Here is a 25938-nt window from a genome sequence, read left to right as displayed (position 1 = left end):
TGCCCCGCCGCCCGATCTACCAGCCGGGAAACCCGCTGCCGCTCCCGTTTTGCCAGATGTCATACAACGGGTGGCGGATGCGCCCCTGCACGTCCTGATCCTCGGCCACCTGAATCCGTTTCAGGCTTTCCATGCTGACCACGGCGGCGATGGGGTTTCCGTGCCGCAGCAGCACGACATAGTTGCGCGGGTCCTGCACATGGGTGCAGATCCAGCCGATCTTTTTGCGCGCGTTGCTGATGGTCATGCGTCCGCTCATCGGGGCCTCCTGAGAATGTCCCGGCGCTGTACAAACCGCGCCTTGCCAGCGGGCAGTCTTGTACAAACCGGTAAATTTCAGGCGGCCCCACCGCGCGGTGGCCGGATCACGGGCAGTCGGCTTCGTCCCAGAACAGGGCCTCGGTCTCGCGCACGGTGCCGCGAATGGTTAACAGCGTGCCCAGCCCGAACCGTTCGTCATCGCCCACGGCCAGCACGTATTTGCCCGCGTTGTCGTCGTTGAAGACCCGGACGTAGTAGGTGCCCGCCGGGTAGCGTGTGGTTGATCCGAAATCCGCGCCGATTTCCGGGCCGACCCAATACCATTGCTCGCCGAACTCCTCGAACCAGGGCCACCAGTCAAAGCTGCTGCCGTCGCGGCTGTCGATCACCTGCATTTTCGCGTCAAGCACTTCGAAACTAAAGGTGTTTTGCAGGTCGCAGCCGTCCAGCTTGGCGGCGGTGACGCCGACGTAAAAGTCGAATTCCTCGGCCTCTTCGATCCGGTAGTAATCCGCGTCTCCGTCAAGGATCGCATAGATCGCCTTCGAATGTTCGGCGTCGTCGATCACATAGGGGGCGTCGGCGGTTTTGGGGTCGATGTCCAGCACGGGGACATGGGCCACGGCGGGCGTGGCCAGGGCAATCAGGGCTAGGGTCGTCTTGAACATGGCGCTCTCCTTTTAACGGAATACGCAGGACAGCGCCAATTGGATGCGACGGAACCGGGGGCCCCGGACGTTTGGTACAAAAGGAGCCAACCATGTCCCACCTCATCCCCCACACCTTCCTCACCCTCACCAGCGCCCTGTCCCTTGCCGTTTTCTTAACCTCTCCGGTGTTCTGACAGGTCGCTTTCTGCAACCAGATTTCGCAAACCTGCATGATTCCGGCCCCGGCATTGCGGATGATCCTTGTCGAAGGAGACCCCCAATGACCCACGCCATCCGAAGCCGCGCTGGCGGTCGTGCCGCCCGCCGTGCGATCCGAACCGCGCCGAACCACACCATGTTGCCCGGCCTGACCGGCGCCTTGCCCTTGTGCGAGGTGATGGATGGTGCGCAGGTCGAGAAGATCGACGCGGCCTCCATGCAGATCCTCGAAAACATCGGGGTACAGTTCCGCGACCCGATCGCGATTGCCGACTGGAAACGGGCCGGCGCCAAGGTCGAGGGCGAACGTGTCTACCTTGACCGGGGCCTCGTACGCGAATTGATCGCGACCATCCCGTCGGAATTCACCTATCACGCCCGCGATCCGAAAAAGAACCTTCGGCTTGGAGGGCGCCACTCGGTCTTCGTGCCGATGACCGGCGCGCCCTATCTGCGCGACCTTGATGATGTGCGGCGGAACCCGACGCTGGATGATCTGGCGATGTTTCACAAGCTGTCGCACATGCTGCCCGCAATGCACTCCAGCGCCCATCACATTGTCGAACCCTACGATCATCCAATCAGCCAGCGGCACCTGCGGATCACCTATTCGTCGATGAAGCATTCGGACAAGATGTTCATGGGCATGACCACCAGCCCGAAGAACGCCGAGGATGTGATGGAGATGTGCGCCATCCTGTTCGGCGCGGAGTTCATGGAAACTCACGCGGTCACCACCGGCAATTGCAACGGCAACAGCCCGCTGGTCTGGGACGAAACCATGCTGGGCGCGATGCGGGCCTTCTGCCGCCGCAACCAGCCCGTCCTGTGCAGCCCCTTCGTTCTGGGTGGGGCGAACACGCCCGCCAACGTCCCCGCGACGGTCGCCCAGCTGAACGCCGAGGCCCTGTCGGCGCTGGCCTATACACAGGTGATCCGCAAGGGCGCGCCTGCGATCTATGGACACTACCTGTCCACGGTCAGCATGAAGTCTGGCGCCCCCATGGCCGGCACGCCGGAAATCAGCCTGATGAACTTCATGATCGGCCAGATGGCGCGCTTCTACGGGGTGCCGTGGCGCACCTCGAACACTCTCGGCGGGGCCAAGACTTTTGACGCGCAGGCAGGCTATGAAAGCGCGACAACGCTTTCGGCGGTGATCCATTCCGGGGCGAATTACATCTGGCATAGCGCGGGCTGGAACGAGGCAGGGATGCATTGCTCGGTCGCCAAATTCGTGGTCGACGCCGAACAATGTGCCATGGCCCACCGGATGGGCAGCGGTCCCCAGTGGGACGGCTTTGACGAGGCGCTTGCCGCGGTCGCGGATGTCGGGCCCGGCGGGCACTACCTTGGCCACCCGCACACGCAGGAAAACTTCCAGACCGCCTATTTCATGCCGGAACTGTTCGACAACAATTCCATCGAACAATGGGTCGCGGAAGGATCTCAGGACATCACCGAACGCGCTTTGAAGTACGCCCGCAAGCTGCTGTCGGAATACGAGGAACCGAAACTCGACCCGGCCAAGAACGACGCGCTGCTGGACTATATCGCCCGGCGGGAACGGGAAATCCCGGCGGCAGACGAGTTGAACCAAAGCCACTAGCAGTCAGGTATGGTGGGTCGAGACCTACCTGACGGGGCACGGCAAATCGCAAGGTGGGTTTCAACCCACCCTCCCTAGCGTCGCGTCCGTTTCACCTTGCGCTTCACCGCCTTGGCCTTGTGCTTGGCCGCGCCTGCCTTGCGCCGGGGCGGTTTGCCCCCTTTGCCGCCGCGCCCGAACCGCGAGGGTTTGGGCATGGCGTAGTCGTCCAGTTTCACCAGCTCCACGATCAGTCCGCCGGTGACCGGCGCCGCTTCGGCCAGTTTGACCGTGGCCCGCTGGCCCAGGCCAATGACCAGCCCGGTGTCGGACCCGGTCAGGGTCTGGGTTTCCGCGTCATAATGGAAGAACTCGCGCCCCAGGGCACGGATCGGGATCAACCCGTCGGCCCCGGTTTCATCCAGTTTCACGAAGACGCCAAACCGGGCGATACCGCTGATCCGGCCCGTCATCTCTGCCCCGATCCGGTCGGACAGATAGGCGGCTAAATAGCGGTCAGTGGTGTCCCGTTCGGCCATCATCGACCGGCGTTCGGTGTCGCTGATCTTTTGCCCGGTGTCTTCCAGCAGCTCGATCTCGGCGTCGGTCAGCCCGTCATCGCCCCAGCGGTGCGCCCGGATCAAAGCCCGGTGCACAATCAGGTCGGAATACCGCCGGATGGGCGAGGTGAAATGCGCATAGTTGCGCAGCGCCAAACCGAAATGGCCAAAGTTCGTCGGGCTGTAATAGGCCTGCGTCATCGACCGCAGGGTTTGCAGGTTGATCAGTTCCTGATTTTCCGTCCCCTCGGCCTGTTTCAGCAGGTTGTTCAGGTGCTGGGTTTTCAGCACTTGCCCCTTGGCGAGCGTCAGGCCCGATGCCTGCACGACCTCGCGCAGCGCATCAAGCTTGTCGGGGTTCGGTTCCTCGTGAACCCGGAACAGAAGCGGCGTGCGCAGGCGGATCAGTTCTTCGGCGGCGGCCACATTGGCCAGCACCATGAATTCCTCGATCAGCTTGTGCGCCTCAAGCCGTTCCTTGAAGTCCACGCTGGTGACATGGCCATCTTCGTTGATCACGATCTGGCGTTCGGGCAGGTCCAGTTCCAGCGGCTGCCGCGCCGCCCGGGCGCGTTTGAGTGCATCATGGGCCGCAAACAGCGGGCGGATCACCTCCTCCATCAGGGGGGCGACCTTGTCGTTGGGCTGCCCATCCATGCCTGCCTGAACTTCCATATAGTTCAGCGAGGCCACGGATTTCATCAGCCCCCGGGTGAACCGATGGTCGATCTTGTGCCCGGCGCTGTCGATCCGCATCCGCACGGCCATACAGGCGCGGGGCACGTTTTCATGCAACGAACACAGGTCGCCTGACAGGCGGTCGGGCAGCATCGGAACCACCCGATCCGGGAAATAGGTGGAATTGCCGCGATGTTTCGCCTCGCGGTCAAGGGCCGATCCGGGGCGGACGTAATGGGCCACATCGGCAATCGCCACCCACAGGATGAACCCGCCCTCGTTCTTCGGATCGTCGTCGGGAATGGCCAGCACCGCATCGTCCCGGTCGCGGGCATCGAACGGGTCGATGGTCACAAGCGGCAGGTCGCGCAGGTCTTCGCGCCCCTTCAGACCGGCGGGCTTGGCGCGGTCGGCCTCGGCCACGACCTCGTCGGGGAAGGCATCGGGGATGCCATGCTGATGGATTGCGATCAGGCTGACGGCCTTGGGCGCAGTCGGGTCGCCCAGCCGGGCCACGATGCGCGCCTTGGGCAAGCCCAGCCGACCCTTCGGCCCGCTTTGTTCCGCCTCGACCAATTCGCCGTCCTTCGCGCCTTCCTCGGCCCCGGCGGGCACCACCCATTGCTTGTCCGCGCCCTTGTCGATGGGCACGATCCGCCCCCCTTCGGACCCCTTGCGATAGACCCCAAGAATGCGCTGCGGATTGGTGCCGATTTTGCGGATCAACCGGCCTTCATAGGCATGTGAATCGCCCGCGACCTCGGTCAGACGGGCAAGCACCCGGTCGCCGTCCCCAAGGGCCGGGTCCGAGGATTTCAGCACCATCAGGATGGCAGGCTCATCGCCCGCCCCCTCCCACTCCAGCGGGCGGGCAAAGACATCGCCCGCAGCGTCCGGCGCAGAAATGCGCAGCACCGCGACCGGCGGCAGCTTGTCCGCCTCGCGATAGGAGGACTTGCGCTTGCGCAGAACACCCTCGTCCTCCAACTCGCGCAGGATACGCTTGAGGTCGATACGGGCGGCGCCCTTGATGCCAAATGCCTTGGCGATGTCGCGCTTGGCGGTGAGGGTCGGATTGTCCGAAATCCACTGAAGGATTTCATCCTTGGAAGGAATACGTGTCATATCCTCGCCCTAGCATGGGCAAGGCGCAGCGTCACCGGGAAAGAGATGCCTATCCCAGACGTGCGGGCAGGGTCATGCCGCGCAAAACCTCTTCGGCGGGCATGGCGCGTTTGCCCTCGCGCTGCACGCGGGTGATCTCGACCGCGCCCACGCCACAGGCCACGGTGAACCCGCCCAGAACCGCACCGGGCGCGCCCTGCCCCGGCACCACGCGGGCGCCGTGGAATTTGACCCTCTCGCCGTTGATCAGGGTCCAGGCGCCGGGGAAGGGCGACAGTCCCCGGATCAGGCGGCTGACCTCTTCCGCTGGTCGGGTCCAGTCGATGGCCGCCTCGGCCTTGTCGATTTTGGCGGCATAGGTGACGCCTGCCTCTGGCTGCGGCTCTGGCGTCAGGTCTGGCAGGCGCTCCAGCGCCTCGACAATCGCCGTGGCCCCAAGCGCCGACAGGCGGTCATGCAGTTCGCCCGTGGTTTCCTCGGCCCCGATGGGGGTCGCCTTGCGCAGCAAGACCGGGCCGGTGTCCAGCCCCGCCTCCATCTGCATGATGCAAACCCCGGTCTCTGCATCACCCGCCATGATCGCCCGATGGATTGGCGCCGCCCCGCGCCAGCGCGGCAAAAGCGAGGCATGGATGTTCAGACACCCCTGCGTGGGCGCGTCCAGCAGCGCCTGCGGCAGGATCAGCCCATAGGCCACAACAACGGCCACATCGACCCGCAGATCGGCAAAGGCCTGCACCTCTGCCGGGTCTTTGAAGTTCAGCGGATGGCGGACCGGAAGGCCCAGCGCCTCGGCCCGGGCCTGAACTGGCGACGGGCGGTCCTTCTTGCCACGCCCCGCCGGGCGGGGCGGCTGGGAAAAGACACAGGCCACATCGTGCCCGGCCGCGACCAATGCCTCCAGCACCGGGACCGAGAACTCTGGCGTTCCCATAAAGACGACACGCATCGGCCTAGCCCTTCAGCTTCTTTGCCTTGCGCAACAGCATGTCGCGCTTGGTCTTGGACAGACGGTCGAAATACATCTGCCCGTTCAGGTGGTCGATCTGGTGCTGGACGGACGTCGCCCAAAGGCCCACGAAATCGCGATCTTCCTGTTCCCCCGCCTCGTTCACAAACCGCACCGTCACCGCACGGGGGCGGCTGATCTTGGCGGACACGCCCGGCAGATTGGGCGAGGCTTCCTCGTGGTCACGAAACTCGATTGACGCGTGAAGCACCTCGGGGTTGGCCATGCGCACCGCACGGCCCCGGTCGTTCGAGGCATCGACCACGGCAAGGCGCAACGGAATGCCCAGTTGCACGGCGGCAAGGCCGACGCCCGGCATCTCCTCCATCGCCATGATCATCTCGTCCCAGATGGCGCGAATGTCGTCGGTGATCTCGACCACCGGGTCGGCGGGGGTGCGCAGCCCCTTATGCGGCCACATCAGGAACGGGCGATGAGGCATTGGGGCTCCTCCGGTCGGGCTGGACGAAACGCGGGTCAGCCGCGTGCCTGTTCCCGCTTCAGTTTCTGCATCTTGCGGGTGATCATCTGGCGTTTCAGCGGCTTCAGATAATCAATGAACAGCTTACCGTTCAAATGGTCGATCTCGTGCTGGACGCAGGTGGCCCATAGTCCGCTGAACCGGTCGGCGTGGGTCTTCCCATCCAGACCAAGCCATGTCACGTCGACCTCGGCGGGGCGGGTCACCTCGGCGTATTGTTCGGGGATCGACAGACAGCCTTCTTCGTAGACGTTGGTGTCCTCTGAGACCCAGGTAATTTCCGGGTTGATCAAGACCATCGGCTGCGGATCGGCACCCTCTTCCTTGACGCAATCCATGGTCAGCATCCGCGACATGACACCCACCTGCGGCGCGGCAAGGCCGACGCCCGGCGCGTCATACATGGTTTCCAGCATATCATCGGCCAGCCGGCGAATATCGTCGGACAGCTCGGTCACCGGATCGCAGACCTTTTTCAGGCGCGGATCGGGATGGATCAGGATCGGTCTCAGGCTCATGACAGGCCATGTAAGCGATGCAATGCCGCTGCGCAACATGGGCTTGCGCCTGACAGCGGCTGCGCTAGCGTGGCGCCAAGCAAGGAGACCTGTGATGAGTTTTGATGACCCTGTAGACCGCCGCGGCACCCAAAGCACCAAGTGGGACAAGATGGACGCCCTGTTCGGTGTCTCCCCCGATGACGGCTTGGCGATGTGGACCGCCGATTCCGACTATCCCACCGCCGATTGCGTGCGCGACGCCATACGCGCCGCCGCCGATCACGGGGTCTTTGGCTATTCCTGGGAATATCCCGCTTATCGCAACGCGATCCAATGGTGGATGAAGACCCGGCACAACTGGGACATCGACACGAACTGGATCGTGACATCGCAAGGGCTGGGCAATGCAATTGCTCTGTCCCTGCAAACCTACTCCGAACCGGGCGATGCCGCCGTCGTCTTTTCCCCCGTCTACCACGAATTCGCGATCAAGATCCGCAAGAATGACCGGGTGATGACGGAATGCCCCCTGCGTCGCGACGGCGACCGGTACGAGTTGGATCTGGACGATGCACAAAGTCGCCTGACCGGCCGCGAGAAGATCCTGATCTGGTGTTCACCGCAGAATCCCACGGGGCGGCTGTGGACCGCGGACGAGTTGCGCGCGGTCGCGGACTTCGCCGCCCGCAACAACCTGGTGATCGTGGCAGACGAAATCCACCACGACCTTGTCTATCCCGGCGAAACCTTCGTGCCGATGCATGTGGCCGCCCCGGATCATCAGGACCGGATGGTGATCCTGACCGCCGCCTCCAAGACCTTCAACATCGCAGGGCAACGGACCGGCAACCTGATCATCCCCGATGACGGGTTGCGCGCCGCGCTGGTCAATCGTCTGTCACAGCTGGACTATGGGCCCGGCGTCATCGCCCTGAAGATGATCGAGGCCGCCTATTCCCCGGAAGGCGCCAAATGGGTCGACGAACAGATGGCCTATCTGGATCAAAACCGGAAAATCTTTGACACGGGCGTGAATGCCATTCCCGGCGTGCGGTCCCTGCCACTACAATCCACCTACCTGGCCTGGGTCGATTTCGCGGATACCGGCATGACCATTGACGAGGTCGACAAGCGGGTGCGCGAAACGGCGAAGATCGCTGCCAGCCCCGGGCCGGGTTTCGGCGCGGGCGGGGAAACCTTCCTGCGGTTCAACCTCGCCACCCGGCGCGACATCGTGGAAGAGGCGGTCGCCCGCCTGCAATCCGCGTTTTCCGATTTGCAGTAGCGTCTAGCGTGCGGTGATCAGGGCGACCGGCGCGTCCTGTTCCCGCACGAAATCCGCGGCGGGACGGTCGGACACGGCCGTGTTCCACTTGAATTCGAACACCATTTCATCGCCCTGCTGTTCCGAGGCGACGACAAGGCAGGACGACAGGTGGCGCATGCCATCGTAGAGGTCGACATAGCCGCGCAGATGCGGCGCGTCTTCGGCATCCGTGCTGAACCCGCCATCCCAAAGCCGAAGCACGCGATAGACCTTGTCATCCACGTGCACGCACAGCCGGGACGACCGGCGCAGCGCAGCCTTTCGGGCATCTTCCAGTCCCTTGCGGACCGCTTCGGGCAAGAAATCGGACATCCTAAGTCTCCTCCATCCGGGGCGGATCATGGCGCATATTGGATTGAAATCAAGTTAACCTTTTGTATCACAAAGGTTCTTCTCTGCCCGACACAGCATATGGTGGATCGCCACCTTTGGACCACTACCAGCCCTCCTGTGCATCTGCGCAGGCCACCTGCGCCCGCAGCGGGGGTGATCCCGGCCCCGCAAAGGACTAGGTCTGTTGGGAACTGAAAGGAGATCACGATGGGCAAGCTTGTTGACGGCGTCTGGCAGGACACCTGGTATGACACTTCCAAGACCGGGGGGGCCTTCGTCCGGACCACGACAACCTTCCGCAACTGGATCACCGCAGACGGGTCGGCGGGGCCAACGGGCGAGGCCGGGTTCAAGGCGGAATCCGGGCGTTATCACCTCTATGTGTCCTACGCCTGTCCTTGGGCGCACCGCACGCTGATCTTCCGCGCCTTGAAGGGGCTGGAGGATCATATTGGCGTTTCCGTCGTGCACCCCGACATGCTGTCGGACGGCTGGACCTTCTCGACCGATTTTCCCGGCGCGACCGGCGATTTGCTGTTCGGGTCCGAATTCGCCCGCGACATCTATCTCCGGGCCGATCCCAAGATCTCCGGCCGTGTGACTGTGCCGATCCTCTGGGACAAGGTGACCAAGACCATCGTGTCCAACGAAAGCTCTGAAATCATCCGCATGTTCAATTCGGCCTTTGACGGGATCACCGGCAACACCGCCGACTATTGGCCGGAGGACCTGCGCGAGGCGATCGAACCGGTCAACGCCCGCATCTACGACACCGTTAACAACGGCGTCTACAAAAGCGGCTTTGCCACCACGCAAGAGGCCTATGACGCCGCGGTTGGCCCGCTGTTCGACAGCCTGGACTGGCTGGAAGACCGGCTGGGACAGAACCGCTATCTGATGGGGGACCGGCTGACCGAGGCGGATTGGCGGCTCTTCACCACGTTGATCCGGTTCGATCCCGTCTATCACGGCCACTTCAAGTGCAACCGCAAGCGGCTTGTCGACTACCCGAACCTATGGGCCTACACCCGCGAACTGTATCAGATCCCCGGGGTGGCCGAGACGGTGCATTTCGATCACATCACGCGGCACTACCACTACAGCCACGACACGATCAATCCGCACCGGATCGTTCCGACCGGCCCGGTCCTGAACCTGTCAGAGCCGCACGGGCGCGGCTGATGCGACGGGGCGGCCATAGTGTTCGACAATGGCCGCCAGATCGTCCGGGTCCGTCTCTGCCTTGATCAGGGCCCGGGCGTTGGGTGAAAAATTGAAGATCGACCCATCCGAGAAGAACCGTGTATCCGTCACGAAGACGATGTTGGTATCGGGGCAGCGGATGCGCGCATAGTCAGCTACGCCCAGCGCGCTCCCCTCGTCGAGGACAAGGTTGATCAGAATGACCTCTGGCCGGGTCAGGGCAATCGCCGCGACCGCGTCATCGGCGGTTCCCGCGATTTCGACGCTATGCCCCATCCGTTCCAAATGTCGCGCCCAGATCTCGGCGAGCGCCGCATTGCTTTCTGCAATCAAAATATTCATTTTCAAGCCCCAAATACCCGCAACTCATCAATCACCGCGACCAACCCAAATCCTGCATCTGCCCGAGGTGTTAACGAATGGTTAACATGCGCTACCCCCGGTTGATTGCCCACAGACCTATCCACAGAAATCGCCGAAATGCGCAAAGTTCTGCCGCCCCTGCGCTCATTTTCGGCAGCTTTTGACCGACGTCTGGCCCACTCCCGATTTCGGCACCCACACCTTGTCAGACAGGAACAGGCTGCTAACCTGCCCCAAAACCAACAGCCGGAGCACCAAATGCGCAGCGCCTTGACCCTTGCCGCAACACTTCTTCTCGGAACCGGCGCCGCCGCGCAGGGATGCGGGGGAAGTTTTACGGGCTTTGTCGATGGATTGCGGCAGGAGGCCCGGTCCATGGGCTATGACGCCGCCACCGTGAATGCCTTTTTCGCCAATGCGCGGCAGGATCAGGACGTCATCAACGCCGACCGGCGGCAGGGGGTCTTCCAGAAGGATTTCATCAGCTTCAGCCGCTCGCTCATCTCGCAGAACCGGATCGACAATGCCGCCATCTACGGCCAGCGAAACGATGCAACCTTCCGCCGGATCGAACGCGAATTCGGGATACCCCGTGGCGTCCTCCTTGCATTCTGGGCATTCGAGACGGATTTCGGGCAGGTGCAGGGCAATTTCAACACGCTCAACGCGCTTGTCACCTTGTCGCACGACTGCCGCCGCCCCGAGTTGTTCCGACCGCAGGTCTTTGCCGCGCTGGAGCTGTACACCCGGGGCGATTTCGACCCAATCCGCACGACCGGCGCCTGGGCCGGTGAAATCGGACAGGTGCAGATGCTGCCCGGCGACATCATCGAAAACGGGCGGGATGGCGACGGCGACGGGCATGTAGACCTCAAAGGGTCCTCTGCCGACGCGCTCATGTCCGGGGCGCAGGTGCTGTCCTCGCTCGGCTGGCGCCCGAATGAACCGTGGCTGCAGGAAATCGTTGTTCCCGACACGCTGGACTGGTCCCTGACGGGGCTGAACCATGAAATGAGCGTCCGGGACTGGGAACGCCTTGGCGTCCGCGCCCGTTCGGGCGACCTTGGTCCGGGCCGGTTGCCCGCTTCCGTCCTGTTGCCCATGGGGCGGAACGGCCCGGCCTTCCTCGCCTACCCGAACTTCCATGTCTATTTCGAATGGAACCAGTCGATGGTCTATGTGACCACCGCCGCCTATTTCGGCGCCCGGATCATGGGCGCGCCGGTCTATGACGCGGGCAACCCAACTCCGCCCCTGTCGGGGGAAGAGGTGATGACCCTGCAACGCAAGCTGGAGGCGCGTGGCCATGACGTTGGCGGCATTGACGGGATCATCGGCGAAAAAACCCGCGAGGCGGTCCAGACCGAACAGGAGCGGCTGGGATTGCCGGCCGACGCATGGCCGACGCGCGATCTGTTGAACCGATTGTAGCGGCAGGGGTGGGTTGAAACCCACCCTACGATCCGCGCAAGTAAGGTGGGTCTTGACCCACCCTACCAGTCTCAGGCGACCATCTGTTCGGCCTTCTTCAGGTCGACGCTGACCAGCTGGCTGACGCCTTTTTCCTGCATCGTCACCCCGAACAGTCGGTCCATGCGGGCCATGGTCACCGCGTGGTGGGTGATGATCAGGAACCTTGTATCGGTCCGGCGGCACATCTCGTCCAGAAGGTCACAGAACCGGGTCACGTTGGCATCGTCTAGCGGCGCGTCCACCTCGTCCAGCACACAGATCGGGGCCGGGTTGGCAAGGAACACCGCGAAGATCAGCGCCAGCGCCGTCAGGGTCTGTTCCCCCCCGGACAGCAGCGACAGGGTGGCCAGTTTCTTGCCCGGCGGCTGGCACATGATCTCAAGCCCCGCATCCAGCGGATCGTCGCTTTCGACCATGACCAGCTTGGCCTCGCCCCCGCCGAACAGGTGGGTGAACAACAGGCCAAAGTTTTCGTTGACCTGTTCGAAGGCAGTCAGCAGCCGTTCGCGGCCCTCCTTGTTCAGGCTGGCAATCCCGGTGCGCAGCGCCTTGATCGCGTCTTCCAGATCCTGCTTTTCGTTGGTCAGCGTATCGAATTCCTGCTGGACCTCCTTGGCGTCCTCCTCGGCCCGAAGGTTCACCGCACCCAGCGCGTCGCGTTGCCGTTTCAGGGCATTGACCTGTGCCTCGATCTGCTCGGAGGGCGGCATCTTCTCAGGGTCCGCGTCCAAGGTCTCAAGCAGCTTGTCCGGCGTGACCTCTTGCGCCTCCATGATCCGTTCGGCGGCATAGGCCACGGTTTCGCGGGCGGCATCGTTGCGGGCCTCGGCACGGGCGCGGGCCTCGCGGGCCTCGGACGCGGCACGTTCGGTCTCCCGTTCGGCCATCTGCGCGTCACGCAGGGCGGTTTCCGCTTCGGCCAGTTTGTCTGCCGCCGTCTTCCGGCGTGCCTCGGCCTCGTCGATCGCCTCGGACAATTCCTCGCGCTTGATCGCGATTTCCTCGGGCGCGGCCGTCGCCTCGGCCAGCTCTTCTTCGGTTGCGACCTTGCGCTCGGCCAATTCCGCCGACCGTTTCGAGGCAGTTTCCAACCGGTGTTTCCAGCCCGAGATTTCCTTGGTGATCTCCTGGCTGCGCTTCAACCGGGCCTCGCCTTCGCGGCGCACTTCGTCATGGGCCGACCGCTTGGCCATCATGGTCATTCGGGCAGCTTCGACGGTGACCTTGATATCTTCGACCGCAGCGCGGGCATCACCCAGATCGGGCAGGTCACGGGCGGACTTCTCGGCCTCGGCCATCGAGGCGCGGGCGCCCATCGCCTCTTCCTCGTGCCGCTTCACGGCAAGGCCAGAGCTTTCCAGCTTGCCCTCGGCAAGGTTCCGGTCTGCCTCGGCCCGCGACAGGGCGCGGTTTGCCTCGGCCACCAGCCTGTCCGCCTCACGCCGGGCCGTGCGGGCCGCCTGATCGGCATCGGTCAGATCGGCCAACCGCTGGGTCAACGCCTCATGCGCCATGCGCGCGCCGTCGGCCTTGGCGTTGGCCTCCTCCAGATCGCGCTTTAGCTCGACCAGCCGGTTCAACTGCTGCAACCGCAGGGCCGCCGCTGATGGGGCATCCTCGGCCCCGGCGCGGAACCCGTCCCAGCGCCACAGGTCCCCTCCAATGCTGACCAGCCGCTGGCCCGGTTTCAGAGCGGCCTGCAAACGGGGACCGTCCGCCGTGTCAACCAGACCCACCTGCCCCATCCGACGCACCAACACCTCCGGCACGGTGACGAAATTGGTCAGCGCCTGCACCCCGGCGGGCAACGATTGGGGATCGGTATAGGCGGGCATGACAGCCCAGCCAGATTTGCCTGCGCCATCGATTGCGGGGGCCCGCAGGTCGTCGGCCAGCGCCGCGCCCAGCGCCTTTTCATAGCCCCCCTGCACCCGCAGCATGTCCATCACCTGCCCGCCCTCGGCGGTGTCGCGTTCGACCAGCCGGGCAAGGGCCGCAACCTCGGCCCGCAGGGCATTGGCCTCGCCTTCGGCGGCGGACCGCAGGGCGCGGGCGTCCACCTCGCGCGATTGGGTGTCGGCGCGCGCGGCTTCGGCCTCGATCAGCGCCTCCTCGGCCCCTTCTGCACGGGCGACGGCCTCGGCCTCGGCCTCTCCGGCACTGGCAAAATCGGCTTCGGCGCGGGCAAGGGCCGCTTCGGCGTCCCGCATGGCCGCCATGGCGCGGGCGGCGTCGGCCTCTGCCTTCTCAAGCGTCTTGCGACTGTCGTCCAAAAGACGTTGGGCCGACTGGTGCCGCGCGGCAAGGCGGGCCACGTCCTCGGTCATCTGGCTCAGGTCGCTTTCGCGCTCCTGCAAGACACTCGCCGCCTCGCGGGCGGCCTCTTGCGCGGCTTCCAACCGGCCGGAGTGCCCCTCGCCCGCCTTGGCGATCTCGCGGGCTTCCCACTCCAACCGGTCGATGGTCTCGCCTGCGTCCTTGTTCAGCCCGGCCTCGCGCTCGATATCGCGGGACAGCTGGTCGATCCGGTTGCGCAGGGTCTGGATCGTCTCGATCGCGCGGGCCTCCTGTTCTTTCAGGCTATCGCGCTGGACCTGCAACCGCTGCAACACGGCGGCGGCAATCGCCTCTTCCTCGCGCAGGGGGGGCAGCCCCTCTTCCCGCGCGGTGCGGGCCTTGGTGGCGGCGCGGGCGGCGGCCTCTGCCTGCGATGCGGTGACGGTCCGTTCCTGCAATTGGGCTACGGCGGCCATGCGCGCCTCTTCCGCCTCTTTCCAGCGACGGTACAGCAACAGCCCTTCGGATTTGCGCAGGTTCTCCCCGATCTCGCGGTAGCGGGCCGCCTGCCGGGCTTGCCGCGCCAACTGCCCCAACTGGTTGGCCAGCTGTTCCAGCACGTCATCGACGCGGGCAAGGTTCTGTTCCGCGCCCCGCAGTTTCAACTCGGCCTCGTGGCGCCGCTGATACAGGCCGGAAATCCCCGCTGCCTCTTCCAGAATGCGGCGGCGGTTCTTGGGCTTGGCGTTGATCAGTTCCGAAATCTGACCCTGCCGGACCAACGCCGGCGAATGCGCCCCGGTCGAGGCATCGGCGAACAGCATCTGTACGTCCCGCGCCCGCACATCCTTGGACCCGACCTTATAGGCTGATCCGACGTCGCGGGTGATCCGACGGGTAATTTCAAGGATATCGCTGTCGTTGAAGGTCGCCGGGGCCAGACGTTCGCCGTTGTCGATCACAAGGCTGACCTCGGCATGGTTGCGGGCCGGGCGGCTTGTCGTCCCGGCAAAGATCACGTCCTCCATGCCGCCGCCCCGCATCGCGGTCGGGCGGTTTTCGCCCATGACCCAGCGCAGCGCTTCAAGAAGGTTCGACTTGCCACAGCCATTCGGCCCGACAACGCCGGTCAGCCCGTCCGCGATCACCAGATCGGTCGGGTCAACGAAGCTTTTGAAGCCATTCAGACGCAGCTTGGAAAAGCGCAAAGGGACTGCCCCGTTCTTGATTCTTGGTTTGAGGAAGTCTGGCGGGGGCAGCGTGCCAGAGTCAACGGATACCCCCAGCATCTTGGAAAACCAGCTGGGTTATCCACAAGATATTGCGAAAATCTGCCGATTGGCGGGCTTAATCCGCCGGATGATCGTCGTAATCGTCCCGTAGGATCCGCGCCGCGTCCCCTTCGGGGTCATCGTATTGCTGGCTTTTCATCGTCCAGAAGAACGCCGCCAGCCCGATGGCGCCAAGCCCGATGGAAATTGGGATGAGGAGGGACAGAACTTCCATGGCTAGCGGGTCCGCAATGCGTTCAGGGAAACGATGATCGACGATGACGACATCGCGATAGCAGCCGCCAGCGGCGTTGCAAAGCCAAGGAAGGCCACCGGAACCGCGATCATGTTGTAAACAGCCGCCACCCCGAAGTTTTCGAGAATGCGCCGCCGGGCCGACCCGGCGATCCGCAGCCCGTCCGCGATTTTCGACAGGTCCGCGCCCATCAGGACAAGGTCCGCCGCCACTCGCGTCGCCTCGAGCGCGGAGGCTGGAGCAATGGAGACATGGGCAAGCGCAAGTGCCGCCGTGTCATTCAGCCCGTCGCCAACCATAAGCACACGCTTGCCCGCCTCGGCCCGCTGGCGCAGCAGGTCCGCCTTGCCATCGGGCAGAACGCCCGCATGCCAGGTTTCGATCCCAAGGTCGTCTGCCAAGGACCGGACCGGTGCTTCGGCATCCCCGGACAAAAGCGTCACAGGAAGCCCCCGTGCCTTTAGTGCCGCGATCAAACCGACCGCGCCGGGCCGCAGGGCGTCTTCGAAACGGAAGTCATGCAAGGCACCGTCGGCCAGCCGCAACACGGTTCCACTGCCTGCCCCTTCGGCCCCGACCCATTGCGCCCGACCCAGACGGATCTGCGCACCGTTCAGCGTCCCCTCGACGCCAAAGCCCGGCACCTCGACGATGTCCGTGACCCGGACACGCGGCAGGTCGCGCCCACGGGCGGCCTCGACAATCGCGCGCGACCTTGGGTGACCAGAGGCTTCAGCCAGCGCCACAGCGACGGATAGGGCACTGTCCGGCAGATCGGCCATGTTGGTACACACCGGGGTGCCACGCGTCAGCGTGCCGGTCTTGTCGAAAATCACCTCGTCCACCTCGGCCAGACGTTCCAGCGCAGAGGGGTGTTTGACCAGAAGCCCCAACCGGAACAACCGCCCCGAGGCGACGGTGGACACAGCAGGCACCGCAAGGCCCAGCGCACAGGGGCAGGTGATGATCAGCAACGCAACGGCGATATTCAGCGCGTGCCGCACATCGCCCCCGGTCACATACATCCAGACGATGAAACCGATCAGGGCCAACAGGTGAACCGCAGGCGCATAGATCCGCGCGGCCCGATCGGCGAGCGTGTTGTAGCGAGACTTTGCCGCCTCGGCGTTCGAGATGAGTTCGGCGAGATTATGCAGCAACGTATCGCCGCCAACCGCCGTGGCCCGCATGATCAGAGCACCGGTCAGGTTGACCTCTCCGGCCTTCAGATCGGCACCGGGGCCAACGGCGACCGGGTCGGTTTCCCCGGTCAGGAAGGCCCGGTCCAGTTCGGAATTGCCTTCGGTGATAACCCCGTCGACGGGAACCCGTGCGCCCGGTTGGACCATCAGCAGATCATCAACCGCAACGTCCCGGACCGAGACCGTTTCCGCCCCGTCACCGGACAGGCGCAGGGCGACAGGCACCTCCATCGCAGCCAGCTCCGCCGCCGCGGAGCGTGCAGTGGACCGCATCTTCTGATCCAGATAGCGCCCGGCCAGAAGGAAGAATGTCAGCGACAGGGCCGCGTCGAAATAGGCGTGTTCCCCATGCGAGATCGTTTCATAGAGCGACATTGCCCCCGCCAACAGGATCGCCAGCGAAATCGGCACGTCCATGTTCAGCCGGGCAACCTTCAGCGCCGACAGGGCAGAGCGAAAGAACGGCTGCGCGGAAAAGGCAATGGTGGGCAGGGCGATGGCCGCCGAAATCCAGTGAAACAGGTCACGGGTCGCGTCCGAGGCGCCCGACCAGACCGCCACGGACAGCAACATGACGTTCATCATGGAAAACCCGGCCACGCCCAGGCGCATGGCCAGATCGCGGGCCGCCCGGTCGCTTTCCCCGGCGCTGAGTGTGGCGGCATCCAGCGGCTGCGCCTCGTATCCCAGCGACGACACGGCCCGTACGATGTCGGCGGTTTCCACCCCGGCGGCGACACGGACGGTTGCCCGTTTCCGGGTCAGGTTCACCCGCACATCTTCGACCCCGGCGCGCTGCATCAGCCCGCGTTCGACCGTGGAAATGCAGGCCGCGCAATGGATCGTCGGCAGCGACAATTGGATATCACGCGCGCCAAGGCTGGCGTCGTCGGCAGCGCGGCGGGCGACACCTTCGCCCGCGATGCACCCCGGACAGACCGCGGCAGAGTGATATTCGGTCGCCGACATGTCCCTAGCTTTCCACGATCACCACGACCCGCTGCCGGAACAGCGTGCCATCCTCGGCAATGGCTTCGAACCGCAGGTTCCAGTTGCCCGGCGCGGTCGTGACCGGAGCGCGGTACATCTGGCCATCGAACATGAAATCCGGCGTCTGGTCGTCGCGGACAGAGGTCGCCCGCCCAAAGGTGCCGCTAACCGACTGCACCTCGACCGGGGCGCCGTTGGCATCGGTGATGGTCAGGTGCAATTCGCCCTGTTGAACCCGTGCGTCGATGGTCCAGCCCAGCGCCTCTTGCGCGGCGCGTTGCACATCGAACTGCTGTGACGCGACGTAGGAATTCTTGACCTCAAGCCCCGGAAAGGTGCGGGCGGCGCTGACCGCGAGGGCAATGTTCACGCCGATGATCACCACGAAGAAGGACGCGAAGATCACAAAGAATTTGCGGCCGGTGATGGGGCCAGAGAAGACTGCCATATCAGTTGCCTCGTCCATTGAAGACCGTGTTGGTGTAGGCCCGTTCGTTGCTGTTCAGGTCCGTGACCCAGAACGTGAATTCAGTGCGGTCCATCGTTGCCGCTGCGCTATCGGGGCCAGCGTCCACATAGACCCGGATCTGGCGCATTTCGTCCGCCGGGACCATCACAAGGCTACCATCGGCGCCTTCGATCTCCAAGCTGAGCGGGGTATCGGAATTCAGCGCCATGCCGAAGGGCCGCGCCTCTCCATGTTTGTTGCGCAGGCGGATGTCATAGACATTGCGCACGGTCCCATCAGACTGGACGATAAAGGTCGGGTTGCGGACGGGGGCCACGGTCATGTCGATATCGGGCCGGATGAACAGTGCGAACACAAGGCCCAGACCGACAAGGGACCAAAGCGCGGTGTAAAGGATCGTCCGGGGTCGCAGGATATGTTTGATCACCGGCGCGGGCGGCTCTCCCTCGCGTTCGCGGGCCTCGTCCTTCAGCGCGATATAGTCGATCAGCCCGCGTGGCTTGCCGATCTTTTCCATCATGTCGTCGCAGGCGTCGATGCACAGCGCACAGGTGATGCATTCCATCTGCTGGCCGTTGCGGATGTCGATCCCCATCGGGCAGACGTTCACGCAGGCCATACAATCGATGCAGTCGCCCATTCCGTCGCGGTTCTTACCCTTGCCGCGCGGTTCCCCTCGCCATTCGCGGTAGGCGACGGTGATCGTGTCCTCGTCCATCATCGCGGCCTGAATGCGGGGCCAAGGGCAGGCGTAGATGCAGACCTGTTCGCGTGCGACCCCGCCAAAGAAGAAGGTCGTCGCGGTCAGGATAAACATCGTTGTATAGGCGATGGGGTGGGCGGTGCCGTTGAGAAGATTGACAAACAGTGTTGGCGCATCGGTGAAATAGAACACCCAGGCCCCGCCAGTGGCGAGGCCAATCAGCGCCCAGAGGACCCACTTCGTCAGCCGCAACCGGACCTTTCGCGCGTCCCATTTGGCGTTCCACAGGCGAACCCGCGCGTTGCGATCCCCTTCGACCCAGCGCTCGACAAGGATGAACAGATCGGTCCAGACGGTCTGTGGGCAGGTATAGCCGCACCAGACCCGCCCCATGGCCGAGGTGAACAGGAACAGACCCAATCCCGCCATGATCAGCAGGCCCGCGATGAAATAGAATTCATGCGGCCAAATCTCGATCCAGAAGAAGAAGAACCGGCGCCCGGCCATATCGACCAGTACAGCCTGATCCGGCAATTCCGGGCCACGGTCCCAGCGAATCCAAGGGGTCAGATAGTAGATCCCCAGCGTGACCAGCATGATCCACCACTTCAGGTTCCGGAACTTTCCGGAGACCCGGCGCGGAAAAACAGGTTCTCGCGCGGCATAAAGCGGCGGCGGCGTTTCAGAAGAGGACATCAGGCAGGAATCCCAAATCAAATGAGTCTGTTCGCAAGCCTGTTCTGAAGGCTCAGCCCTGTCCACGCCTTGATATGGATCAAGGGTTTTTGTCGCAGGGCTGCGGGTTACTCCATCTTCAATTCTGTCTTCTGGACCTCCGGCGACCGATCAAAGGGCTTCCATGGCCGTTCGCCATCTGCGGGAAGCCGCTCCTTGGGCTTGGCCGGAAGCGCATCCTTGACCTGCGCGGCCTGGGCAAAAGCCACGCCTGCGCCCGGACAGCAGTTCCCGTCGCAGGGCGTCTTCAGATGGATCGTGCCCATCTTCGACGTATCCTTGGTCACCTTCCCCGACGCCTGCGTCACGAAACCCAGCGCGGTCTTGACCAGCGCCTCGTATTCATAGTTTCGGAACAAATCGACCTTCACCACCTTCTGGCAGCCCTTGTCGCCGGGGCACTTCAGATACTTCACCTCCGGGTCAACCTCGATCGTCCAGCCGGTCCGGATGGATGCGCCCATGCCCGCCCCGAAGGTAAATCCGATGGGCCCGATGCCGATCCCAACGTTCGCCCCGAATTCGAAAGACAGCGCACTTGTCGCGCCCTGTTGGTGTTGGATGCCGTGGACGACGATCCTGCATTGGCCATTGGTCAGGTCATAGCCCCATCGCAATTCGCCGGGGATCGGCATCATGACCGCAAGGAACCGGCCCGCAGGCCCCCAATTGCAGAAAATATTGTCCGTGAATTTGATCGGTGCACCGCGTGCCATCGTTCATCCTCCGACTGTATTGGACGACTTTAGCACATCTGCGGGGAATCTTCGCGCGCGCACCCGTTTTCAAACCAATTACCCCCGGCGAACCAAAGGCCCGCCGGGGGTAACTGCCCTCTCGCCAGAGGGAACATCGGTCAAGCGACATGCGCGAACAGAGCCCGTGACCGATGGTTCTTCCGGCCTGCTGCAACGGGCCGGAGGAAGTCTTTATTGCCCGCCACCCAGCTGGTGAACATAGGCGGCAACCGCATTGACCTCGGCCCGGGTCAGGCCACCGGCGGGACGGAAGTCTTCGTTCCACGCGGGCATGACACCGGCGCGGCCATTGACGATGCTTTCGCGGATCGTCGCGGCGTCGCCACCGAACAGCCAGACCTTGTTGTTCAGCGCCGGGGCGCCAGTCATCTCGCCATTGGCGATCAGGTCTTCGGGGTCTTCGTAGCTGCGGGTCGCGGCAAGGCTGCCTTCGCCGTTGTCGCCATGGCAGGCGGCACAGTTGTCAAGGAACAGCGTCGCCCCCGTTTCAGCAAGCGCGGCGTCATGGTCTTCCCCAGCAAGGGCAAGCACATGGGCCACGACCGCGTCGATTTCCTCGTCGGCAAGGACACCGTCAAAGGCAGGCATTTCGCCCCCGAACCCACGTGCATCGAACGACTGTTCGTTGCGGATGCCGTGGCTGACGGTATAGGCGATCTCGTCGATGCGCCCGCCCCAGAGCCATTCGTCATCCAGAAGGTTCGGATAGCCCTTAGCCCCGGCAGCACCGGACCCGTGACACTGCGAACAGTTGGCGCGGAAGACCGCCCCGCCAGCGTTGACCGCGAACTGGTTCAGTTCGGCGTTGTCGGCCAGCGTGGCCAGATCGACAGAGGCCAGCTCTGCCGTCAGGGCGGCGTTGGCATCTTCGACGGCCTTGATATCGGCGGCGACTTCGCCCCGGGTGGAATACCCAAGGTAGCCCGCGGTCGCATCCTTGATCCCCGGCCAGGCCGGATAGGCGATCGTGTACCAGATACCCCAGGCGATACAGAGGTAGAAGACCCAGACCCACCAACGCGGCAACGGGTTGTTCAGCTCCTCGATCCCGTCCCAGCTGTGGCCGGTCGTGCCGACATCGGGCTTTTCAGTTTGCTTGCTCATGTCCGAGCCTCCGATTTGGTCGGTTCAGTGTCCTGGGCCGGGGCTGTTTCGTTCCGGAAGATGACCTTGGCCGCATCTTCGTGGGTCGAGCGGGATCCGGGCCGCCAGGCCCAGAACCAGACACCGACAAAGAACAGAAACAGCGCCAGAAGCACCCAGCTGTCAGCGATTTCGCGCAGGATGTGATAGTCCATCAGACCCTCCCCCTAGCGGCTTGCGTCGGGGGTGAAGGTCGAGAAATCGACCAGCGTCCCGAGCATCTGCATATAGGCGATCAGTGCGTCCATCTCGGTCAGGGCGTCCTGACCATCGAAGTTGCGCACCTGCGCCCCCGGATAGCGGGTTAAAAGCCCATCGGTGTCGCCGAAGGGATCGACCTGCACCGCAAAGTCAGCCTGTGCCGAGGCGATCCTTTCCTCGTCATAGGGCACACCGACCAGCGCGTGGGTGGACATCAGTTCCCCGATGTATTCACCGTCCAGTTCCCGATTCAGAAGGAAGCCGTATTTCGGCATGACCGATTCCGGCACAACCGACTGCGGGTCCGTCAGGTGGTCCACGTGCCATTCATCCGAATAGCGGCCACCGACGCGGGCCAGATCCGGCCCGGTCCGCTTGGACCCCCATTGGAACGGGTGGTCGTACATCGATTCAGCGGCAAGGCTGTAATGTCCGTAGCGTTCCACCTCGTCCCGCATCGGCCGGATCATCTGGCTGTGGCAGACATAGCACCCTTCGCGGATGTAGATGTCACGCCCGGCCAGTTCCAGCGGCGAGTAGGGCCGCATCCCCTCCACATCCTCGATGGTATTCTCGAGGTAGAAGAGCGGCGCGATTTCCACGATGCCCCCGACAGTGACCACCGCAAAGCTGGCAACCAGAAGGAGCGTGGCGTTCTTTTCAAGAACCTTGTGACGATCAAGGATTCCCATGATCTTTTCTCCTTATTCTGCGGGGGTGGCGGCAGCGGCGGCAGCGCGGGCGGGAACCCGGTTGCCGAAGGCCGTCATCCAAAGGTTGTAGCACATGATGATCGCGCCAGTGAGGTAGAGGATCCCGCCGGTGCCACGCACCACGTACATCGGGAACTTCGCGGCCACCGTGTCGGCGAAGGAGTTCACAAGGAAGCCCTGCGCATCAACTTCACGCCACATCAGGCCTTCCATGATACCCGTGACCCACATCGAGGCGGCGTAGAGAACGATGCCGATCGTGGCGAGCCAGAAGTGCCAGTTGACCAGACGCAGGCTATAGAGCCGTTCCTTGTTCCACAGGCGCGGCGTCAGGAAGTAGAGCGCCCCGAAGGTGATCATCCCGTTCCAGCCAAGCGCGCCGGAATGGACGTGCCCGATGGTCCAGTCGGTGTAGTGCGACAGAGAGTTCACCACGCGGATCGACATCATCGGCCCTTCGAAGGTGGACATGCCGTAGAACCCGATGGAGATGACCATCATCCGGATAATCGGATCGGTCCGGATCTTGTCCCATGCGCCCGAGAGCGTCATCAGACCGTTGATCATACCACCCCAGGACGGCATCCACAGCACGACCGAGAACACCATGCCAAGGGTCGAGGCCCAGTCAGGCAGCGCGGTGTAGTGCAGGTGGTGCGGACCAGCCCAGATGTAGATGAAGATCAGCGCCCAGAAGTGCACGATCGACAGCTTGTAGGAAAAGACCGGCTTTTCCGCCTGCTTGGGCACGAAGTAGTACATCATCCCAAGGAAGCCCGCGGTCAGGAAGAAGCCCACGGCGTTGTGTCCGTACCACCACTGCGTCATGGCGTCCTGCACCCCAGCGAACACCTGAACCGACTTCGACCCGAAGATCGACACCGGGATCGAGATGTTGTTCACCACATGCAGCAGCGCCACCGTCACGATGAACGACAGGAAGAACCAGTTGGCCACGTAGATATGCGGCTCTTTGCGCTTGATGATCGTGCCGAGGAAAACCCCAAGGTAGACCACCCAGACCAGCGTCAGCCACAGGTCAACATACCATTCCGGTTCGGCGTATTCCTTCGACTGGGTCGCCCCAAGAAGGTAGCCGGTTGCCGCCAGAACGATGAAGAACTGGTAGCCCCAGAACACGAACCAACCAGCATTGCCGCCCCAGAGCCGGGCGGCAGAGGTCCGCTGAACGATATAGAAGGACGTCGCGATAAGCGCGTTGCCCCCGAAGGCGAAGATCACCGCAGAGGTATGCAGCGGCCGCAACCGCCCGAAATTGCCAAAGCCTTCGGCCCAGGCAAAGTTCAGTTCGGGAAAGGCCAGCTGGAACGCGATGAACACACCGACGAGGAATCCAACGACCCCCCAGAAGGCGGTCGCGATCACGCCGTAGCGCACAACCCCATCCATATAGCCGGTCGGCGCCGGCCCCTTTTCGTCTCCGGCTGTCCGTACTGTCCAGACGAACATGCCACCGGCGACCAGCATCACCAGAATCGCGTGGACCTGATAGGCCAGGTCGCGCGCGAAATTCGCGGCAATGGCGGCCAGAAGGGCAATCAACCCCCAGACCGCTATCTTGATCCAATCCCACATGAGAAGCGTTCCCTTCTTTCGCCCGTTAAAGATGATCCAAGACGACGGAATCATCCCTTCGGGCCGTTCAGCTCTGATTTGGGGTTTCGCCCGTGACGCGGGCCGATGCCTTGATCCATGTCAAGTTTCCGCAAGCCGCCCTTTGATAGGTATGACGTCAGCGCAGCCGGGGCAGACATCTTGGACCCCCTCCGGCGATCAGGGAGACGCACCATGGGCTATCAGACGATTTCTTTCGTGGCGACCGACGCGGGCGCGGATGGGCCTGCCCTTTCTGCCGCCTTGGCGGTCGCAGACCGGCAGGATGCCCATCTGGACATCCATTGCGTCGGGGTCGACCCGGCCAGATACGAACCCCTGCCCGCCGGTTCGGCGGCAATCGTGATGGAAACCGGCGCAGCCGAGGCGCGTGCCCGCGCCGAGGAATTGCAGGATTGGATCAAGGGCGGACTGCCCGCCAATATGTCCAAGCTGGCGATCGAACCGGTGGTGATCCCGCATCTGGGCCTCGATACCTTGGTTGGCCGGCTGACCCGCTATTCCGATCTTGTCGTTGCCACCAGACCCTATTCCGACAAGGCGAATCCGCTGCATGTCAGCGTGTTGGAGGCAGAACTGTTCGGTACCGGTGCCCCGGTTCTTGTAGTCCCCGAAAAGGGCGCGGCGAAGCCGTTCAACCGGATCGTCGTGGCGTGGAACGAAAGCAGCGAGAGCTTCAACGCGGTGCGGGCGGCCCTGCCGTTCCTGAAAGCCGCCGAGAAGGTCGATATCGTGATGATCGACCCGCCCAGCCATTCGCCCGAACGGTCCGACCCCGGCGGCGCGATCTGCCTGATGCTGGCCCGGCACGGGGTGAAGGCCGAGGTGTCGATCCTTGCCCGTACCCTGCCCCGGGTGTCCGAGGTTCTTGAACGCTTTGCCGAAGAACATGGCGCCGACCTGATCGTGATGGGGGCCTATGGGCATTCCCGGTTCCGCGAATCGATCCTTGGCGGGGCGACGCGCGACCTTCTTGGGAATGCGACCCTGCCCCTGCTGATGGCGCACTAGGATATGGGGACGCGGGCCGGGAATAGGGGCGTTCAACGGCCCCACCCTTCTCCTATACAGGGGTCAGGCGATCAGACCGCCGTCCGCGTCGTCCCCCGTTTCGTCCAGAAGTGCGGTGAAATCCGGCACGATGATCCGGCGCTTGCCATCCAGTTCGATCAGCCCCTCGCGCTTGAGCGCGGAAATCTGGCGGCTGACAGTTTCCAGCGTCAGGCCAAGATAATCGGCCATCGCTTCCCGCGTCAGGGGCAATTCGACGACGATCGGGCCCTTGGTCTTGGTCATGCCGATCACCGATTCCCGGCGCGCGATGATCGTCAGCAGGCTGGCGATCTTTTCCCGCGCAGTCTTGCGGCCCAGAACCAACATCCATTCCCGCGCGGCGTCCAGCTCATCAAGGGTCATTTCCAACAACCGCTCTGCGACATGGGGCGCGACAAGCAGCAGATGTTCGAACGGCTTTCTGCGGAAACAGCACAGGGTCACGTCGCTGACCGCCGTCACATCGTAGGGAGAGGTCGCCCGTCCCGGACGCCCCACGAAATCAGAAGGCAGCAAAAGTCCGACCATCTGGGTGCGCCCGTCTTCGAGCGTCCGGCTGACCGACGCCACGCCGCGCACGACAGAGCCGACAAAGGCCATCTCGTCGCCGGCCCAAGAGATCGGCTGTCCGGCCTCGTAGTTGCGGTAGAACTTGATCTGCTCAAGCTTCTCAAGCTCCTCCGCGTCACAGGTCGCGCAAACCGCCCTGTGACGGATCGGACAACCCGCACATTCCAAATCAGTCGTGGTCTGGGTCATCCC

The 25938-nt window shown here is 63.4% G+C and carries 24 protein-coding genes; 5 read left to right on the top strand and 19 right to left on the bottom strand.

Annotation, left to right across the window (positions count from 1 at the left end; all coding sequences use genetic code 11):
• Nucleotides 1-16: 16 nt before the first annotated feature.
• Nucleotides 17-259, bottom strand: a complete 243-nt coding sequence (locus EU803_RS00980) for a type II toxin-antitoxin system Phd/YefM family antitoxin (RefSeq protein WP_129678987.1) — start codon at nucleotides 257-259, stop codon at nucleotides 17-19.
• Nucleotides 260-365: 106 nt separating this feature from the next.
• Complete coding sequence (locus EU803_RS00975) at nucleotides 366-929, bottom strand: hypothetical protein (RefSeq protein ID WP_129678986.1); 564 nt, start codon at nucleotides 927-929, stop codon at nucleotides 366-368.
• 262 nt (nucleotides 930-1191) lie between these two features.
• Between EU803_RS00975 and EU803_RS00970 the strand changes: the two genes are divergently transcribed.
• Complete coding sequence (locus EU803_RS00970) at nucleotides 1192-2739, top strand: trimethylamine methyltransferase family protein (RefSeq protein WP_129678985.1); 1548 nt, start codon at nucleotides 1192-1194, stop codon at nucleotides 2737-2739.
• A gap of 74 nt (nucleotides 2740-2813) precedes the next feature.
• Here EU803_RS00970 and rnr read toward each other — a convergent pair whose 3' ends face one another.
• Genes rnr through def (EU803_RS00950) form a run of 4 tightly spaced genes read right to left on the bottom strand, consistent with a single transcriptional unit; the run spans nucleotide 2814 to nucleotide 7089 of the window.
• Complete coding sequence (gene rnr / locus EU803_RS00965) at nucleotides 2814-5081, bottom strand: ribonuclease R (RefSeq protein ID WP_129678984.1); 2268 nt, start codon at nucleotides 5079-5081, stop codon at nucleotides 2814-2816.
• Between the two features lie 49 nt (nucleotides 5082-5130).
• Nucleotides 5131-6030, bottom strand: a complete 900-nt coding sequence (fmt, locus tag EU803_RS00960; protein WP_129678983.1) for a methionyl-tRNA formyltransferase — start codon at nucleotides 6028-6030, stop codon at nucleotides 5131-5133.
• Between the two features lie 4 nt (nucleotides 6031-6034).
• Nucleotides 6035-6532: a peptide deformylase gene (gene def, locus EU803_RS00955; RefSeq protein ID WP_129678982.1), complete on the bottom strand. Its 498-nt coding sequence runs from the start codon at nucleotides 6530-6532 to the stop codon at nucleotides 6035-6037.
• Nucleotides 6533-6567: 35 nt separating this feature from the next.
• Entirely contained in the window at nucleotides 6568-7089 is a 522-nt protein-coding gene (gene def, locus EU803_RS00950) for a peptide deformylase (RefSeq protein WP_129678981.1), read from the bottom strand.
• A gap of 94 nt (nucleotides 7090-7183) precedes the next feature.
• Between def (EU803_RS00950) and EU803_RS00945 the strand changes: the two genes are divergently transcribed.
• Complete coding sequence (locus tag EU803_RS00945; protein ID WP_129678980.1) at nucleotides 7184-8356, top strand: PatB family C-S lyase; 1173 nt, start codon at nucleotides 7184-7186, stop codon at nucleotides 8354-8356.
• 3 nt (nucleotides 8357-8359) lie between these two features.
• Here EU803_RS00945 and EU803_RS00940 read toward each other — a convergent pair whose 3' ends face one another.
• Nucleotides 8360-8710, bottom strand: coding sequence for a hypothetical protein (locus EU803_RS00940; RefSeq protein ID WP_129678979.1), 351 nt, complete (start codon nucleotides 8708-8710; stop codon nucleotides 8360-8362).
• 228 nt (nucleotides 8711-8938) lie between these two features.
• On the opposite strand from EU803_RS00940, the gene EU803_RS00935 reads away from it, so the two are divergent.
• The gene (locus EU803_RS00935; protein WP_129678978.1) at nucleotides 8939-9913 is read left to right on the top strand and encodes a glutathione S-transferase family protein; all 975 of its coding nucleotides are present in this window, start codon (nucleotides 8939-8941) and stop codon (nucleotides 9911-9913) included.
• Here the strand turns inward: EU803_RS00935 and EU803_RS00930 are convergent.
• The gene (locus EU803_RS00930) at nucleotides 9890-10276 is read right to left on the bottom strand and encodes a response regulator (RefSeq protein WP_129678977.1); all 387 of its coding nucleotides are present in this window, start codon (nucleotides 10274-10276) and stop codon (nucleotides 9890-9892) included. The two genes, EU803_RS00935 and EU803_RS00930, sit on opposite strands and share 24 nt — an antisense overlap.
• A gap of 279 nt (nucleotides 10277-10555) precedes the next feature.
• Between EU803_RS00930 and EU803_RS00925 the strand changes: the two genes are divergently transcribed.
• Nucleotides 10556-11728: a lytic murein transglycosylase gene (locus EU803_RS00925; protein WP_129678976.1), complete on the top strand. Its 1173-nt coding sequence runs from the start codon at nucleotides 10556-10558 to the stop codon at nucleotides 11726-11728.
• A gap of 71 nt (nucleotides 11729-11799) precedes the next feature.
• On the opposite strand, the gene smc is transcribed toward EU803_RS00925, so the two are convergent.
• From smc to ccoN, 10 genes are all read right to left on the bottom strand, one after another.
• Nucleotides 11800-15255 carry a chromosome segregation protein SMC gene (gene smc, locus EU803_RS00920; RefSeq protein ID WP_129678975.1) on the bottom strand — a complete coding sequence of 1152 codons (3456 nt, stop codon included), beginning with the start codon at nucleotides 15253-15255 and terminating at the stop codon, nucleotides 11800-11802.
• Nucleotides 15256-15394: 139 nt separating this feature from the next.
• Nucleotides 15395-15553, bottom strand: a complete 159-nt coding sequence (gene ccoS / locus EU803_RS00915; protein WP_129678974.1) for a cbb3-type cytochrome oxidase assembly protein CcoS — start codon at nucleotides 15551-15553, stop codon at nucleotides 15395-15397.
• A 2-nt stretch (nucleotides 15554-15555) separates the two neighbouring features.
• Nucleotides 15556-17745, bottom strand: coding sequence for a heavy metal translocating P-type ATPase (locus EU803_RS00910; RefSeq protein ID WP_129678973.1), 2190 nt, complete (start codon nucleotides 17743-17745; stop codon nucleotides 15556-15558).
• Between the two features lie 4 nt (nucleotides 17746-17749).
• Nucleotides 17750-18214: a FixH family protein gene (locus EU803_RS00905; protein WP_129680113.1), complete on the bottom strand. Its 465-nt coding sequence runs from the start codon at nucleotides 18212-18214 to the stop codon at nucleotides 17750-17752.
• 1 nt (nucleotide 18215) lies between these two features.
• The gene (gene ccoG, locus EU803_RS00900; RefSeq protein ID WP_129678972.1) at nucleotides 18216-19634 is read right to left on the bottom strand and encodes a cytochrome c oxidase accessory protein CcoG; all 1419 of its coding nucleotides are present in this window, start codon (nucleotides 19632-19634) and stop codon (nucleotides 18216-18218) included.
• 107 nt (nucleotides 19635-19741) lie between these two features.
• Nucleotides 19742-20389 (bottom strand): hypothetical protein, encoded by a 648-nt coding sequence (locus tag EU803_RS00895; protein WP_129678971.1) that lies wholly within the window; start codon nucleotides 20387-20389, stop codon nucleotides 19742-19744.
• 213 nt (nucleotides 20390-20602) lie between these two features.
• Nucleotides 20603-21535, bottom strand: coding sequence for a cytochrome-c oxidase, cbb3-type subunit III (gene ccoP, locus EU803_RS00890; RefSeq protein ID WP_129678970.1), 933 nt, complete (start codon nucleotides 21533-21535; stop codon nucleotides 20603-20605).
• Nucleotides 21532-21729, bottom strand: coding sequence for a cbb3-type cytochrome c oxidase subunit 3 (locus tag EU803_RS00885; RefSeq protein ID WP_129678969.1), 198 nt, complete (start codon nucleotides 21727-21729; stop codon nucleotides 21532-21534). Before EU803_RS00885 ends, ccoP begins: the two co-directional genes overlap by 4 nt.
• A 12-nt stretch (nucleotides 21730-21741) precedes the next feature.
• Nucleotides 21742-22467: a cytochrome-c oxidase, cbb3-type subunit II gene (gene ccoO, locus EU803_RS00880; protein ID WP_129678968.1), complete on the bottom strand. Its 726-nt coding sequence runs from the start codon at nucleotides 22465-22467 to the stop codon at nucleotides 21742-21744.
• Between the two features lie 12 nt (nucleotides 22468-22479).
• Nucleotides 22480-24084, bottom strand: coding sequence for a cytochrome-c oxidase, cbb3-type subunit I (gene ccoN / locus EU803_RS00875; protein WP_129678967.1), 1605 nt, complete (start codon nucleotides 24082-24084; stop codon nucleotides 22480-22482).
• A 213-nt stretch (nucleotides 24085-24297) separates the two neighbouring features.
• Here ccoN and EU803_RS00870 point away from each other — a divergent pair, with 213 nt between their 5' ends.
• Nucleotides 24298-25134 carry a universal stress protein gene (locus EU803_RS00870; protein WP_129678966.1) on the top strand — a complete coding sequence of 279 codons (837 nt, stop codon included), beginning with the start codon at nucleotides 24298-24300 and terminating at the stop codon, nucleotides 25132-25134.
• Between the two features lie 63 nt (nucleotides 25135-25197).
• Here EU803_RS00870 and EU803_RS00865 read toward each other — a convergent pair whose 3' ends face one another.
• Nucleotides 25198-25935: a transcriptional regulator FnrL gene (locus EU803_RS00865; RefSeq protein ID WP_129678965.1), complete on the bottom strand. Its 738-nt coding sequence runs from the start codon at nucleotides 25933-25935 to the stop codon at nucleotides 25198-25200.
• Nucleotides 25936-25938 lie beyond the last annotated feature (3 nt).

The sequence above is a fragment of the Loktanella sp. IMCC34160 genome (assembly GCF_004145845.1).
Classification (GTDB): Bacteria; Pseudomonadota; Alphaproteobacteria; order Rhodobacterales; family Rhodobacteraceae; genus SELP01.
The sequence above is the reverse complement of the archived record's forward strand: the minus strand, read 5'-3'. Positions and strand labels throughout refer to the sequence as shown.

Bases quoted from the DNA above. Each gene is read 5' to 3' on its own strand.
- EU803_RS00980 (WP_129678987.1), bottom strand. From the start codon at position 259: ATGAGCGGACGCATGACCATCAGCAACGCGCGCAAAAAGATCGGCTGG.
- EU803_RS00975 (WP_129678986.1), bottom strand. From the start codon at position 929: ATGTTCAAGACGACCCTAGCCCTGATTGCCCTGGCCACGCCCGCCGTG.
- EU803_RS00970 (WP_129678985.1), top strand. From the start codon at position 1,192: ATGACCCACGCCATCCGAAGCCGCGCTGGCGGTCGTGCCGCCCGCCGT.
- rnr (WP_129678984.1), bottom strand. From the start codon at position 5,081: ATGACACGTATTCCTTCCAAGGATGAAATCCTTCAGTGGATTTCGGAC.
- fmt (WP_129678983.1), bottom strand. From the start codon at position 6,030: ATGCGTGTCGTCTTTATGGGAACGCCAGAGTTCTCGGTCCCGGTGCTG.
- def (WP_129678982.1), bottom strand. From the start codon at position 6,532: ATGCCTCATCGCCCGTTCCTGATGTGGCCGCATAAGGGGCTGCGCACC.
- def (WP_129678981.1), bottom strand. From the start codon at position 7,089: ATGAGCCTGAGACCGATCCTGATCCATCCCGATCCGCGCCTGAAAAAG.
- EU803_RS00945 (WP_129678980.1), top strand. From the start codon at position 7,184: ATGAGTTTTGATGACCCTGTAGACCGCCGCGGCACCCAAAGCACCAAG.
- EU803_RS00940 (WP_129678979.1), bottom strand. From the start codon at position 8,710: ATGTCCGATTTCTTGCCCGAAGCGGTCCGCAAGGGACTGGAAGATGCC.
- EU803_RS00935 (WP_129678978.1), top strand. From the start codon at position 8,939: ATGGGCAAGCTTGTTGACGGCGTCTGGCAGGACACCTGGTATGACACT.
- EU803_RS00930 (WP_129678977.1), bottom strand. From the start codon at position 10,276: ATGAATATTTTGATTGCAGAAAGCAATGCGGCGCTCGCCGAGATCTGG.
- EU803_RS00925 (WP_129678976.1), top strand. From the start codon at position 10,556: ATGCGCAGCGCCTTGACCCTTGCCGCAACACTTCTTCTCGGAACCGGC.
- ccoS (WP_129678974.1), bottom strand. From the start codon at position 15,553: ATGGAAGTTCTGTCCCTCCTCATCCCAATTTCCATCGGGCTTGGCGCC.
- EU803_RS00910 (WP_129678973.1), bottom strand. From the start codon at position 17,745: ATGTCGGCGACCGAATATCACTCTGCCGCGGTCTGTCCGGGGTGCATC.
- EU803_RS00905 (WP_129680113.1), bottom strand. From the start codon at position 18,214: ATGGCAGTCTTCTCTGGCCCCATCACCGGCCGCAAATTCTTTGTGATC.
- ccoG (WP_129678972.1), bottom strand. From the start codon at position 19,634: ATGTCCTCTTCTGAAACGCCGCCGCCGCTTTATGCCGCGCGAGAACCT.
- EU803_RS00895 (WP_129678971.1), bottom strand. From the start codon at position 20,389: ATGGCACGCGGTGCACCGATCAAATTCACGGACAATATTTTCTGCAAT.
- ccoP (WP_129678970.1), bottom strand. From the start codon at position 21,535: ATGAGCAAGCAAACTGAAAAGCCCGATGTCGGCACGACCGGCCACAGC.
- EU803_RS00885 (WP_129678969.1), bottom strand. From the start codon at position 21,729: ATGGACTATCACATCCTGCGCGAAATCGCTGACAGCTGGGTGCTTCTG.
- ccoO (WP_129678968.1), bottom strand. From the start codon at position 22,467: ATGGGAATCCTTGATCGTCACAAGGTTCTTGAAAAGAACGCCACGCTC.
- ccoN (WP_129678967.1), bottom strand. From the start codon at position 24,084: ATGTGGGATTGGATCAAGATAGCGGTCTGGGGGTTGATTGCCCTTCTG.
- EU803_RS00870 (WP_129678966.1), top strand. From the start codon at position 24,298: ATGGGCTATCAGACGATTTCTTTCGTGGCGACCGACGCGGGCGCGGAT.
- EU803_RS00865 (WP_129678965.1), bottom strand. From the start codon at position 25,935: ATGACCCAGACCACGACTGATTTGGAATGTGCGGGTTGTCCGATCCGT.